Annotated in this window: 12 protein-coding genes; 5 read left to right on the forward strand and 7 right to left on the reverse strand. The window is 56.4% G+C overall.

The features are described from left to right. Positions 1–260 precede the first annotated feature (260 nt). The 6 genes from ROA7450_RS00900 to ROA7450_RS00925 all read right to left on the reverse strand — a co-directional run bounded on the left by ROA7450_RS00900 (position 261) and on the right by ROA7450_RS00925 (position 5,649). Positions 261–659: an MBL fold metallo-hydrolase gene (locus ROA7450_RS00900; RefSeq protein ID WP_085803735.1), complete on the reverse strand. Its 399-nt coding sequence runs from the start codon at positions 657–659 to the stop codon at positions 261–263. A 51-nt stretch (positions 660–710) separates the two neighbouring features. Continuing rightward, positions 711–1,205, reverse strand: a complete 495-nt coding sequence (locus ROA7450_RS00905) for an MBL fold metallo-hydrolase (RefSeq protein ID WP_085803736.1) — start codon at positions 1,203–1,205, stop codon at positions 711–713. Between the two features lie 57 nt (positions 1,206–1,262). Continuing rightward, the gene (locus ROA7450_RS00910; RefSeq protein ID WP_085803737.1) at positions 1,263–2,525 is read right to left on the reverse strand and encodes a ferredoxin reductase family protein; all 1,263 of its coding nucleotides are present in this window, start codon (positions 2,523–2,525) and stop codon (positions 1,263–1,265) included. 34 nt (positions 2,526–2,559) lie between these two features. Further along, on the reverse strand, positions 2,560–3,087 hold the full coding sequence (locus ROA7450_RS00915; protein ID WP_143534309.1) for a hypothetical protein: 528 nt from the start codon (positions 3,085–3,087) through the stop codon (positions 2,560–2,562). Between the two features lie 61 nt (positions 3,088–3,148). Further along, complete coding sequence (locus ROA7450_RS00920) at positions 3,149–4,165, reverse strand: helix-turn-helix domain-containing protein (protein WP_085803739.1); 1,017 nt, start codon at positions 4,163–4,165, stop codon at positions 3,149–3,151. A 476-nt stretch (positions 4,166–4,641) separates the two neighbouring features. Further along, the gene (locus ROA7450_RS00925) at positions 4,642–5,649 is read right to left on the reverse strand and encodes an AraC family transcriptional regulator (RefSeq protein ID WP_085803740.1); all 1,008 of its coding nucleotides are present in this window, start codon (positions 5,647–5,649) and stop codon (positions 4,642–4,644) included. Between the two features lie 201 nt (positions 5,650–5,850). On the opposite strand from ROA7450_RS00925, the gene ROA7450_RS00930 reads away from it, so the two are divergent. From ROA7450_RS00930 to ROA7450_RS00945, 4 genes are all read left to right on the forward strand, one after another. Beyond that, on the forward strand, positions 5,851–7,275 hold the full coding sequence (locus ROA7450_RS00930; RefSeq protein WP_159453970.1) for an amidohydrolase family protein: 1,425 nt from the start codon (positions 5,851–5,853) through the stop codon (positions 7,273–7,275). Positions 7,276–7,354: 79 nt separating this feature from the next. Next, positions 7,355–8,140, forward strand: coding sequence for a DUF3299 domain-containing protein (locus tag ROA7450_RS00935; protein ID WP_085804123.1), 786 nt, complete (start codon positions 7,355–7,357; stop codon positions 8,138–8,140). Further along, positions 8,124–9,221, forward strand: coding sequence for an alkaline phosphatase D family protein (locus ROA7450_RS00940; protein WP_159453971.1), 1,098 nt, complete (start codon positions 8,124–8,126; stop codon positions 9,219–9,221). The genes ROA7450_RS00935 and ROA7450_RS00940 overlap by 17 nt, the downstream gene beginning before the upstream one ends. 25 nt (positions 9,222–9,246) lie before the next feature. Then, positions 9,247–10,527 carry a carbohydrate porin gene (locus tag ROA7450_RS00945; protein ID WP_085803743.1) on the forward strand — a complete coding sequence of 427 codons (1,281 nt, stop codon included), beginning with the start codon at positions 9,247–9,249 and terminating at the stop codon, positions 10,525–10,527. Positions 10,528–10,984: 457 nt separating this feature from the next. Here ROA7450_RS00945 and ROA7450_RS00950 read toward each other — a convergent pair whose 3' ends face one another. Then, the gene (locus tag ROA7450_RS00950; protein WP_234999371.1) at positions 10,985–11,896 is read right to left on the reverse strand and encodes a LysR substrate-binding domain-containing protein; all 912 of its coding nucleotides are present in this window, start codon (positions 11,894–11,896) and stop codon (positions 10,985–10,987) included. A 117-nt stretch (positions 11,897–12,013) separates the two neighbouring features. Between ROA7450_RS00950 and ROA7450_RS00955 the strand changes: the two genes are divergently transcribed. Further along, entirely contained in the window at positions 12,014–12,880 is an 867-nt protein-coding gene (locus ROA7450_RS00955) for a pirin family protein (RefSeq protein ID WP_085803745.1), read from the forward strand. Positions 12,881–13,005: the final 125 nt, after the last annotated feature.

Here is a 13,005-nt window from a genome sequence, read left to right on the forward strand (position 1 = left end):
AAACTCGGCCATTCGTGGGCGGCGCAGCATAGATTAAGGGTCGACTTACAGGCCGCGGGACCAACCTACCATTCAGATTATGAAACCCAATGTCTGCATACGGATTTGGTTGACGACGAGATGTTGCCGTGGAAAGCGCTTTCCCGGGCATTCGAGCCCGGGATGCCTCCTGGCTCAGGTTTCGGTTGCTGATCGTCGGAAGAACAGAAAGACATCAATCAAAGACGAAACCGTTCGGCTAATTGCTGGATGTTCGACGTTCACACCGAAGAGTAGCGATATCCGTCAGATGCTCGTTCAATTTGTCCGATCCCGGGGTAAGCAAAATGATAGCCCAATATACGATGGCCATCGGTCGCCATGCGGTCCAGCAGAGCCGTTCGAGTTGCAATCGCCACATCCGGTATCGCGTCAAAGCCGAAAGCCCAATCCGGCCTCTGAACGCTCACAAACTCACTGGCGATTGAATCTCCGGCAATGATCAATCCCTCGCCCCTTTCAACGACCACGGAGATATGACCCGGGGTATGACCCGGCGTGTCCAATACACTGATGCCGGATGCGATGCTGTCGCCCTCTTTTACAAGCTGAACCCGATCTTGAACTGCCAACAGATCGCGTTTCGCCCCTACGGCAAAGGCCCTAAATTCGTCCGGCATCTGGGTTTCAGTTGCCGGATCACTCCAAAATTCGAACTCGGTTTCGCCAACTTAATAGGTGGCATTCGGCAGGGCCAGAGAACCGTCGTCCAGCAGCGTGCCCCAGATATGGTCGGGATGAGCATGGGTGAAAACCACTTTCGTGACTGCAGCGGGATCGACCTCGTTGAGCGAAAGGTTGTCCAACAACCTTCCAGCGGTGGGCTGGTATTTATTGCCAGACCCGTTGTCGATCAAGATCAAGTCATCACCGATGCGCAGCAATGCATGATTTGTCCCGGCCTCTACAGTTTCAGGCAATGAGCCCATTGTTCGGGTCAGCAGAGCCTCGAATTCCTCTCTTGGCGCCGCTGGAGCCAGCGCGCCTGAGGGAAGCGTGAGACTGCCATCACTCAGAACTGTCAGCTCGACATCACCGATCATCGAGCTGTACGTTTCTGAGCCAACCGCCCAACCGGTGCTCGGCAGGGACGGTATTGCGGCTGCACTTGCAGAAAGTGCAAGAAAGCGGCGGCGATGAATGTCGGTTAACTTTGGATGTGTCATCAGAATTCCCCTTCTGTGATGTGGTGATCGATTGAGAGCTGCCCCTAGCGGGACAGTTCACCTGAATTCAAAGGCCTCGACGTGCATGGCTTTGCGCTTCACGCCTTCCTTCTTGAGGTCCTTCATCAGCCCCTCAACCATCGGCTTGGGTCCGCAGATTAAGTATTCGTAGTCGGTCAGCGCGCCGGGGAGCCGTTCCTTGGCCGCGTCGACACGGGCAAAGTCGCCGTCTTCAGAGAAGAAATAATAGAGGGTGAGATTATCCCGCTCGGCTGCGATAGCCTGCAGCTCCTCCAGAAAGATCGCTTCTTCCTTGTTCCGGGCGGCATAGGCAAAGTGAATGTCCCGATCATCGTCTGCGTCCATCGCCCGCAGCTTTGACAGGAATGGTGTCAGACCGATGCCACCTGCAATCCAGACTTGCTTTTTGCTTTCAGCTTTGGAGGCGTCGAACCGACCGTAGGGGCCCCGCACAATCACTTCTCCTCCAGGCTGAAGCTCTTCGCGCACCTTTCGGGTCCAGTCGCCGAGGACCTTCATGGTGAAGCGCAAACGATCCTCGCCTGGCGCACTGGAGATCGTGAACGGGTGTGGCTCTGACCACCCCTTGCCCTGGATTTCCACAAAGGCGAACTGACCCGGCTTGAACTTCAGCATGTCTCCGACGGGTTTCAAAACGACTTCGGTGGCCCGTTCCAACGCGTTCACCGCTTCAATTGTGTAGTGCTGCGCGGTGCGCTTGTTCATGCCGAAGGCCGTGTAGATCAGCGCGACGGTTCCGACCAAGGTCGCCAGAATCAACAGAATGCCGGAGGCGCTGAACCGTTCAAAGAATATGCCGGGTGCGTTCATGAAGTGGCCAATCACCAGGATGTAGACCAGCGCCATGACCTTGTGCGGGTTCCGCCAGCGGGAATAGCTTATCTTCCGGTTCAGCGCGACAAAGAGGCCGATCACCAAGAGGACCATGGCTGCCATCCCGATCTGGGCCGAAGGGAACGTCGAATTGGCAACCGGATCGACGCCAGCGGGCAATTCCTTTGGGATGAAGAAGAAATGGACCAGTGCGAACACGGCTGTGAACGTGCCTGCCACGCGGTGCACCTGATACATCCGGTCCAACCCGCCGAACATCTCTTCAAAGACCTCCAGCCGCGTCGCCAGGATCACCGAACAGGTCATCAGCAGAAAGGCGATGCCGCCCAGCAGTGTTGAGATTGTCGTTCTGAACGTGTGCGCATCAGGCACAAAGGCGAGGTGCAGCAAAGCGAAGACTGCGATCAGGGCGATGATGGCATTGATGCCTTGTAGACGAAGCATGAGCTTGCCTCCTTTCTTGGGGTTTGGTGTATGCTCAGGCGGTCTTCTCGGACGCGTATCCGGCGCTGACAGCGCAGAAGAGACCGAGGATCCCTACGATGGTCCGGAACCAATGCATCTGTTGCCAGGTGGCGAGTTCGGCGGTGATGGCCTCCCCACTCAAAGTGCCACCAGACAGCGCTGCATTGGCGGCCCCAAAGTAGAACGGCACGCAGACCAGCATGATGAGCGTGGCGGCGGCACCTGCTGCGAGCCAAGCGCGGCCCGGCAGCTTTTTCCAGAGCGCAAGTCCGGCTGCGAGGACCATCGAGCCGGTGCCCAGGATTGTCAGAACGATCATGGTGCCGCCGACGGTTGGTAGGCTTGTCGCAAAGGCCTGTGTGAATTCCACCGTGTCGAGCGCGCGCCAATACGGGACAAGTCCGGTCGCGATCAGCAACATTCCCCCGGCGAGCAGTCCAAACAGGGTGGTTGCGGCTTGTGAGATGAGTTTCATGGTGTGTCTCCCAGTTTTGGTTTCAAGGTGAATTGAGGGTGCAAAGGACCGTCCGGTGCTGAGCATCGGTTTGGCTTTGCTGAGGTTTGGTGGGTTGGCCTTTAGCGCTGATCGCCGAGCTCAGGCCCTATTCAATCTGCTTGTTGAGTTGCCGTCGGTAGTCAGACGGCGTCTGGCCTGACCAACGTTGAAAGGCCCGACGAAACGCACGCTCGTCGGAATACCCGAGCAAGAACGCAATGGAGCCGATGTCGTTGCGATTGTCCTGCAGAAGCTCCAATGCCCGATACTCACGTACTTTGTCGACCAGCGCTTGCAGGGTCGTGCCGTGCTCTGCGGCAATCCTCTGCGCCGTGCGGACACTCATGTTGGCGGCCGCCGCGATGCTGGCGGTATTGAACACTCCAGCCTCTGCATTCTCCGCAGCTGCTTTTCTGAGCGCTTTTAGCTCCTTCGGCTCTTTAGCTGCAGCAATCTGCTTTTTGATGCCGGACAGGTGAGTCTGGACGTAGTTGAAGAGGTCGACATTGGCCTGCTTGATCCGAGCATTCAGCTTCTCTGGTTTGATGACAAGGCTGATCTCATCCGCGTTGAACTCCACAGGCACGCCGAAATAGTCCTTGTAGTGTCTCTCATCGAAGTGAGGTGCATGGGAGAATGTGATGCGCTCGAAGCAGTCCGGTATTCCCAAAAATTCCGTGAACAGCCGCACGATAAAAGCGGACCCGATTTCCGCTGAACGGCCACCATCGATATGGTTCATCGGATGGTTTGAGATGATTTTGGCCTCGGACTCACTTTCATGGAAGGCCAGTTCCAACTGGTCGGAAATGACCGAGCAGTTCTTGACCAAAAGATTGATCGCAGCGCTCAGATCGTCTGCGTAGCGGGCACCATCTGCAAGGCCACCGAAGAAGGAGAATGGTGCTGCCCGCGCAATGTCCAGTGTGATTGGCTCGCCGGGAAACCGTTCACCCAGCTGCGCAACGATCTTCGGCATGACATCCTCTGGGGGACGCGTCTCTGGGTTCATCAATGTACTGCACTCGATCCCGGCAGCGTCTTGAACGTCCTTAAACGATAGTCCTCGTGACAAAGCTGATGCGACGACCGACATGACGGTGCCATTGCTCACTGTTGTCATGACAAGGCCCTCGCATATTCAGTCCGGGGCAAAGTGCGACTGGCCAAGGTCCAGCAAACCTCATCTCCTCGAGGATGGCTCGTTCCTGATGTTTGAAAAACCTGTGTCATCTCAACCCTCTGAGCTTGCTTTGTTAGAATTAAGATGATCGATCACCCCGTGCTTGCACAGGACAATTCTCGCCAAATGCCGGACAATGTACGCCAAAAAGGGGCAGTTTGCGCCATTGTGTGGGTTGAGAAGAAGCGCACTGGGCGGTGCTAGCGTCCACGGCAAGAAGTGGGTATGAGCGCTATCCGGACATCCGCACAAAACGCAGCATTTGTCAGGTAGAGCCCAATCTTAGCCTTGGTGAAATCCGCAGCATCCGTCGCGAATGGCGGTCACTAGTCATTGGCGGCGCCGAAATCGATCGGCCGGTTTGGTGCGTCGCCCATCGCGCCGGTACTAACTGTAACCGCCAGTCCGTGCGGTCTCTACTCGGCGTCAGATTGATCGCCATGAGCCTCCTTCCTGAACTCCGTCGGAGCTTGGTTGTGCGCTCTTCGAAAGGCCCGTGTAAAGTTTGCGGCGTCTGAGTAGCCGAGTTCCGTTGCGATTTCTCGGATAGACCGTTCGGTCGTGGAAAGAAGCATCCTGGCGGTTTCCTGGCGGACGACGTCAATCTCGCGCGAGATGTTCGTTCCGAATGATGCGAGGTGCCGCTGAAGCTTCTGTTGGCTCATCGAGACAAGCTCTGCGCAATCGCCCGCTGTAAGCTGTCCTTGGTCGAAATGTGCGCGAACGACTTGCCGGAAAGACTGCACGAACTCAGGGGTGCTGTGATGAGGGGCGGCATTCAAGGTTACGGTTCCGCTTGACGCTTCCAGGGGGGCGAACAACCAGGAGGAAGGGAAAACGAGTTTGAAACCGCTGCGATCGCCCTTCATTGGGTGCATCAACTCGAACTCGGGAGGAAGCGCCTTGGGCTCGCTGACGACCACTTGAATCTGCGAGGGGTCCATGCTGTCGCGCAACGCGCGCCGCAGAATGGACAAACCGAGACCGGCCATGAAAGCATCGTTCTGAGCCGGCAGAATAGAAGGATCAAACGCCCGCCGCTCGCCAAGTGTCGCTTTGGGACCGTCAAGATGAAGATATTCTACAGCCGAAGAGGCAACTTCGTTGGCAGTAGACACGAAGATATTCAGGTATTCCCCGACGGTCGATGCACGCGCCTCCGCATCGGCCAGCACTGGCCAGCCGTCGAGATCCAGACCAGCGGCAATACGAGCTGCGAGAAAGCTGTCACCGGCGGCTTCGGCCGCGTTCTCGACAAACTGCGTAGCGACCATCACATGGACAGACATTTCTGGATCGAGCGTCGCCTCTTCACTCAGCCCGACGCCAGAGAATACCGGTTCCGGATCGAGCCCGCGATCCCGCAGCGCATTTGCGTAGGGTCGCAGGAGACTGAGTTTGACGAGGGGTAGGTTTTGTGGCATCTCTCATTGTCTGGTAGGTTCGATTGGCCTGACCGTAGATGCTGTATTCCCAAAAAAACAGCAAAAATCCCCAGAATCTGTCATTTTTCATAAAGTTTTTGCCTCTCGTGATATCTACGGACAGGGTGCTTCTGAAATCTGTGCTAGACTTCCGTCATGTGGAAGCCCGTTCGGACGGGCTTTGTCCAATGGGAGATTGAAATGCGTAGATATTTGAACTCGGTTGCCGGGATGGTCCTCGTGGCTGCTTCGGCTACAGCCACCATCGCGCAGGAGAAGGATGCGCCGCCCCCCGTGCTGTTCACTAATGTCGATGTCTTCGATGGTTTCAGTCCGGACCTGATCATGGACGCCAACGTCCTGGTCGAAGGCAATGTGATCACCCAGGTCTCGACCGACCCGATCGAGGTCGAAGGCGCATTTGTCGTCGATGGAACCGGCAAGACAATGACGCCCGGTCTGGTCGACATGCACACACACATCATGTTCGAAACCCCCGAAGGGACGAACTCATACCAGGACGAGTGGGATTTCGGTGGTGGCGGTGCAATGGCCGCACAGGCGATCCGAGAGAACTACCTGATGAAAGGCATTACCACGATCCGCGATATCGCAGGTAACTCGCGTGGCGTTGCACGGGCGGTGCAACGCGGCCTGTTGATCGCTCCGCGGGTTTACACCTCCGGCGGCGTGCTGAGCCATACGGGTGGTCACGGTGACTGGGGCGACCGCAATGACCTCACCGCAAACGACTACGGAGAAATCGTCCAGAACTCATTCAAGGTGGACAATCGGGATGACGTGATCAAGGCCTCCCGCCGCAACTATCGAAATGGCGCACATTTCACCAAGTTGATGGCCGGTGGTGGCGTGGCTAGCCGCTTCGACCCGCTGGAGATTTCGGCCGCGACGAAGGAGGAAGTCGAAGCGGCCGTGGAGATCGCAGAGAACTACGGCACCTATGTCGCGGTTCACGCTTATCACGACACATCCTATCAGCGTGCACTGGATGCGGGCGTTCGCAGCTTCGAACACGGGTTCCTTGTCTCGGAGGATATCGTCAAGCAGATGGCGGCCAAAGGTGAGGAAGTCGTTTGGTCTTTCCAGTGCTATATGAGCATCAATTCCTTCGGGTCCTACGAGACCATGCCGGAATTCTTCACGCATGAGCAAAAGCTCAAGGGCGTTGCCGTTGGCGAAGGTGCCCGAAATGCAGCCAAGATGATGTTGGAAAACGATGTGTTCATGACGGGTGGGGCAGACATGTTCGGCCCGGGTCTCAGCGAAATCGCCAAGGAAGACATCACTTGTAAGGTCAATGAGGCAGGATATCCACCAGCGCATGTCTGGAAGATGCACACGGGAAATGCGGGGAAGGTGCTCAAGTGGTCCGGGCCACTTGACCCGTATCCGACTTTTGCAATTGGGACCATCGCGCCCGACAGCTATGCGGATATCCTGATCTGGGACGGAAACCCTGTCGAGGACATTGATATGATCCTGGACGAGTCCAAGCTTCAGCTGATCATGAAGGACGGTCGCGCCTACAAGAACACTTTGGTTGAAGCTGACAGCATTATGTATCGACCGGGAACGACCAAGGCCTCGATCACTCAATTCCAGTAACCCAAGTGGTATGCAGGGCGGTTTGTTTACCTCGGCCGTCCTGCGTACTGCATTTATTGTCGCAGAAAATGAACTTGAAATGAGCATAGTTTCGTTAGTTGGCTCAGTGGTCACGGCCTTCGTGTTTTCCGCTACTCTAGCGTTGGCAGCCGAGGATCGTTCCGTGGACTGGGGCGACCTTGTCGATCCGTCGGCGAAAACCTACGAGGATCCTTATCGGGATTTAAGCAGTCAGCAGATCGAAGCCTTGCAGACGATCGTCCGGAACCGCGCTTGGCTTAATGACCCCACGCTCAGCGAAGCGCGGATGGCCGACAGCGCCGCAAAAATTAGTGCGGCGATTGAGGGGCTGGCCGAAGACAGGATTGATGCCGATTGGCTGATCGACCAACGCTGGATCGTCGCGGATCGGCGGGAGAAAGCAGCAACTGCAGCCAACCCAAACCTTGATGGACGAACCGTTACATTGGCGGGTTACGCTATCCCGGCGCCAGTGGATGCTGACGGAGCCACGGTCGTCTACCTCGTTCCAGAACGTGGGATGTGCAGTCATACGCCCCCGCCAAATGCCAATCAGATGATCCGAGCGCGTGTAAACAGCGACTGGAACCCCAGCACGATTCATCAACCTGTGCGGCTGACTGGTACACTTTCGATTGAAGAAACAAATTACAGTTTCCGTATCGTAGACGGCATTGTGCCGATGCGCGCCAGTTTCATTATGGACACAACAGAAGTTGAAACGGCGCCAGTTTTTGGCTCTCCACCTCAAACAACAAATGAATGGGCGACATCCATTGCGGAACGTCTCCGTGCATCCGGGCAACTGCAAGACCACGGGACATCCAATGCAGAGTCGCCGTAACTTTTTGTCGACCTCCATTGCCGCCGGCTTCGTCTTTCCCACAGGTGTTATCGCCGCAACCGTTGACGAGACCAAACCAGTGTCCCGCATCGCCTTCGGATCCTGCGCAAAGCAGTGGGAGCCGCAACCGATCTGGACGGCAATAGGTCGCCGGCATCCGGATCTTTTTCTCTTTCTCGGTGATGCGATCTACGGCGACTGGCATGGCGAAGATCCATTTGTTCCGACTGTCGAAACCCTGCAGGCCGACTGGAACAAGCTCGGAGCTATTCCCGAGTTTGCCAGTTTCCGGGATCAGGTTCCGATAATGGCCACCTGGGATAATCACGATTATGGCAAGCACGACGGCGGGGCCGATTTTGAACTAAAAGAGAAATCCAAAGAGTTATTTCTGGATTTCTTTGGTGAACCGAAGGACTCAGAACGTAGAAATAGGGCCGGCATATACGACTCCACAATCCTCGGACCGACGGGAAAGCGCGTTCAGATTATCCTGCTAGATTGCAGAACTTTCAAGTCAGCGTACGTTCCAGATCCGCGATCAAAAGAAGAAAAGGCCGCGCTCAACATCCGGGGTCAGTATCTTCCAAATACGGCCCCCGACGCGATGCTTCTGGGCGACGAACAGTGGCAATGGCTTGAAGATCAACTGCGGGAACCCGCTGAGGTCCGGCTGATCGTGTCCGGAACCCAGATCGTCGCGGATGAAAAGGCGATGGAGGAATGGGGGAACTTTCCGCAGGAGCGCCAAAGGTTGTTTGATCTGATTAGCGGCACTGGCGCGCAGGGCGTGATCCTGCTGTCGGGAAACGTCCATTTCAGCGAGATCTCTCAAACAGACGAAGGCCCGTACCCGCTGACAGATTTCACCGCTAGCGGCATGACGCATTCAACTCCGGGCTACGCCGATCTAGCGAACGACAAGCGGATAGCCGGGCCCTTTACTGACTTCAACTTCGGTGAAGTGGAGATTGATTGGGAGGCTGAAACTGGGCCGGTGACCCATCTTAATTGTTTTGATGTGAATGGAAACGTTCAGTTTGGCATTTCCTTAAAGACACTTGATTTGAAGGCTGGATGACAAAGATGGCAACAGGGATAAGCAATTGAGATATTCGACATTCCGACTCGCGTTCAGCACGGCTGTCGTCGCTATATGTTTCCTGTTCCCCGGCGCAACTGTGGCTCAGGGCCTTGGTGGCCCTTCCTCGGTTCGGGCAGATCTTGAGCCGGGCGACGGCTTGACCGATCCGCAGTACCGCAGTGATTTCCCACGCAACATCGCGCCGCGTTGGTTCGCGTGGAAGGACGGGCTGGCCGAACAGGGGTTTCGGTTCAACATCGACTATTTGGCCTTGGCTCAGTCCTCGAGTTCAGATCTTGGCGAGGGTACAGCGAGCGGCGGCATCGCGCGGTTTTATGGCAGCTGGCAGGGGACCAACCATGGCTCATTGACTTTCAAGCTTGAAAATCGACATGCCTATGGAGCAGTCGCACCACAGTTTCTGGGGTTGGATGGTGGTGCTCTGGCAATTACCGGAACGGCGTTTAACGACGGTGGAACTATGCTGACCAACTTGTTCTGGACCCAGCGCGCAGAGAACGGTTCTTGGACGCTGCAATTCGGGCAGATCGACGTGACCGATTTCACCAATGTCTATGGTCTAGTCAGCCCCTACACCGCGTTTCAGAATCTTGCGTTCAACACCAACCCGACGATCAACGCGCCCAACCCGGGGCTGGCGGTTGCGGGCAGCGTGAAACTTGGCAGCAATTTCTATGCCATCGGTACGGTGGCCGACGCGAACGCCGACCCGACCTCGCCTGATGGCGATGTGTTCAGCCATGGCAACCTCTATAAAAGCCTTGAGATCGGCTATACGAGCGGTTTTGACCGGGTCTATTTCGACAATATCCACCTGACGCTTTGGCACGCGGACGCCGCCGACGACGGTAGCCGCCTCGAAGATTACGGCGCAGCCTTTTCCGCCGCTTGGTTTATCGACAACCAGTGGATGCCATTTGTGCGCGCCGGGGTATCACAAGGCACCACCGCGCTCTACGAGAAATCCGTTTCGGCTGGGATTGGTTATTACGGTGGCAACACCGATTTAGCGGGGCTGGGTCTGAACTGGGCAGAAGCCAACGGTGTTCCGAGCAGTCAGACAACAGCCGAGTTGTTCTACCGTTTCTCAATCTCTCCGGGGCTGCAAATCACGCCGTCAATTCAATACATCCACAATCCGCGAATGAACCCCGGCCAGTCCAGCATTTTCATAGCAGGACTCAGGATGCGGGTTGTTTTCTGGGGTCATCAAGGTTTGAGTTTGTTGACGTGTCGATTTGGAAATATCACTTCAATGAAGTGCAAGTCGGGTTGGCTGTAGGAGGATGAAAAGCACGTCACCTCCACTTCGCTCCCTCGAATGATCTGAAGTGTACTGGATCTCGAAAATCCCATATTGGTATCTTTGCATCGCTATGACCGCACCTCATTGTTGATTTCGAACGCGGCGAAAATGCAGTTCAGAGCTCGGCGAAAGTTACGCCTTTGAATAACCGGAAACGGGAAATCTGCTGCGGCGCCGCAAAACTCGCGCCCCGCATGCAAGCAAATGCTGCATCAGCAAAAGCTGCATTTGCAAAAGGCGGCTTCGTCCGCACAGCAGCCATCGCTCAATACTTTGAATGAAAGAGTCTCCCGAAAAGGTTCGGGAGCTTCTTTCATTACGTGGCAACGCCGAGATGTGGCACGGTGTTTTCTTTCTTGCTGTTCGTGCAATGCGCAGCATTTTCCAGAGCCTGCGAGAGCTTTATTCAGTTAGATGGATCGGATGCACTCTACTAGCCGCCCACACCGTTCATGACATCCGGCATCTCGCGGCGTAGAAACTCGGCAAGGGCGTCGACCTGTGGCGGATTGCCCCTCCGACCGTGCATCAAAAGGCTGATCTCAGGCAAACCGGCATTCCATTTCGGCAAGAGCCGGCTCAGCCGACCAGCGGCGACGTCCTCGGCACAGGTGTAAACTGGCAGCGCCACCACACCGAGCTCAGCTGCTGCCGCCTGTTTCAAGGTGACCATATCATCGCTGCGCATGCGCGTTGCAAAGGGAACCGAGGCATTGGCCCCGTCCGGCCCTTGTAGTGACCAACTGTTGCCGCCGGGCCGCCAGCCAAGTGTGAGCCCGGGCAGACCGTCGAGATCAGCAGGTGAGCCGGATGGACCGATTTGTTGCGCAATGCTGGGTGAGGCGAACAGGTGCCAAGGAACCTCGGTCAGCCGCCGGTGGATTAGCCCCGAGTCGGGAAGCAACTTAAAATGCCCCCGGATGGCGAGGTCGATGCCGTCACTGATCAGGTCGGAAAAGTCGTTGGACGCCTGAATTTGCAGAATGACGCGAGGGTTCTCAGCCAGGAAACGCGGAAGAATCCGGCCGAGCGCGAACTGCGCAACCCCGACCGAACAGGACAGTGTGACGGTGCCCTCCAGCGCGTCCTTGTCCTGGCGCACCGCCGTTTCCGCCGCCGCCATGCATTCCAGCGCCACTTTGGCATGACGATAGTAGGCTTCGCCCGCCTCCGTCAGGGACATGCGTCTTGAATCTCGGTTCAAGAGTCTCGTGCCAAGGGTATCTTCAAGGGCCTTCACCTGCCGGCTGATCCGCGATTTGGGAATGCCCAGCGTCCGCGCCGCCGCCGAGAACCCTTTTTTATCAACGACATGCACCAGGTAATAGGCTTGATTAAGGTCCAAGGTCCTGTCTTCTCTTTGTAAAATGTCGTTCCAAATATAGAACGAAGAGTTCTGAAATCAACGGATTTTCCGACCATCGTCCCGACTGTAGGTTCATAGTCAACACAGGAGACGAATATGACCGTTCAATACACAGATCAATCCCGCAAGTCACAAGCCGCAATCAAGAGATCCCAGGAAGGCGAAAGGATGACCAAGGGCACGGGCTTTGAAGCGCTCAGCTTCATCCACCGCCAGCTTGACGGGCTGATGGACCCGCTGATCATGGTCGATCACTTCACCATGACAGAGCCGACCTTCGGACCCCATGCGCATGCTGGCATCTCGGCAGTGAGCGTGATCTTCGAGGATAGCACCGGCACCTTCCGTAACAGGGATTCTCTGGGTAACGACATCAAACTGGCCCCAGGCGATCTCTATTGGCTGAAGGCCGCCCGTGGCGCGGTGCATGACGAGGCGCCAACCCCAGGTTCACGCACCCATGCGTTGCAGATTTTTGTAAACCTGCCGACAGCTCAGAAACAGGACGAGCCCAGTGCGCGGCATATACCCGCAACAGAGATGCCGGTGATCGAAAGTCCGGGCCATCGGGTGCGGGTGATGACGGGCAAAAGCAATGGTGTTGTTGGTGCAACCCCGCCCGCGATGCCCTTTACTATCCTCGATATTACCCTGCAGGCGAACGGCAGCTTCACCCATCGCACTGATCCCGGTGACGCCGCTTGGTTGCATGTTATCCGCGGTGAGGTCGAGGTCGAACTCGACGCTCACCGCCACCGGCTTAGCAATGACGCAGCGCTGGCCGCCCATGGCGCCAACGAGATCCGGCTGCTGAGCGGTGAAGGAGGACAGGCTGTGCTCCTAAGCGGCGTCCCCTTGCGCGAACCTTTTGTGCAAAAAGGCCCTTTTACGATGCGTGACACCGAACAACTGGCCGCCGTGATCGCCGCTTATGAGGCCGGCCAACTCGGCTCGCTCGACTGAGCTGTCGCTCGCGTCATTTTCTGGTCCGAACCGCCAACCAAGAGGGTTCGGACAAGGAAACAGGAAGTGGCCTCTATCAACCCTGAACCGATGCTGATGCGGCCCTGGGCCGGTCAGATTTACGA

Origin of the sequence: Roseovarius albus, assembly GCF_900172335.1 — a bacterium.
GTDB lineage: Bacteria > Pseudomonadota > Alphaproteobacteria > Rhodobacterales > Rhodobacteraceae > Roseovarius > Roseovarius albus.

Bases quoted from the DNA above. Each gene is read 5' to 3' on its own strand.
- ROA7450_RS00900 (WP_085803735.1), bottom strand. From the start codon at position 659: ATGCCGGACGAATTTAGGGCCTTTGCCGTAGGGGCGAAACGCGATCTG.
- ROA7450_RS00905 (WP_085803736.1), bottom strand. From the start codon at position 1,205: ATGACACATCCAAAGTTAACCGACATTCATCGCCGCCGCTTTCTTGCA.
- ROA7450_RS00910 (WP_085803737.1), bottom strand. From the start codon at position 2,525: ATGCTTCGTCTACAAGGCATCAATGCCATCATCGCCCTGATCGCAGTC.
- ROA7450_RS00915 (WP_143534309.1), bottom strand. From the start codon at position 3,087: ATGCTCAGCACCGGACGGTCCTTTGCACCCTCAATTCACCTTGAAACC.
- ROA7450_RS00920 (WP_085803739.1), bottom strand. From the start codon at position 4,165: ATGACAACAGTGAGCAATGGCACCGTCATGTCGGTCGTCGCATCAGCT.
- ROA7450_RS00925 (WP_085803740.1), bottom strand. From the start codon at position 5,649: ATGCCACAAAACCTACCCCTCGTCAAACTCAGTCTCCTGCGACCCTAC.
- ROA7450_RS00930 (WP_159453970.1), top strand. From the start codon at position 5,851: ATGCGTAGATATTTGAACTCGGTTGCCGGGATGGTCCTCGTGGCTGCT.
- ROA7450_RS00935 (WP_085804123.1), top strand. From the start codon at position 7,355: ATGAGCATAGTTTCGTTAGTTGGCTCAGTGGTCACGGCCTTCGTGTTT.
- ROA7450_RS00940 (WP_159453971.1), top strand. From the start codon at position 8,124: ATGCAGAGTCGCCGTAACTTTTTGTCGACCTCCATTGCCGCCGGCTTC.
- ROA7450_RS00955 (WP_085803745.1), top strand. From the start codon at position 12,014: ATGACCGTTCAATACACAGATCAATCCCGCAAGTCACAAGCCGCAATC.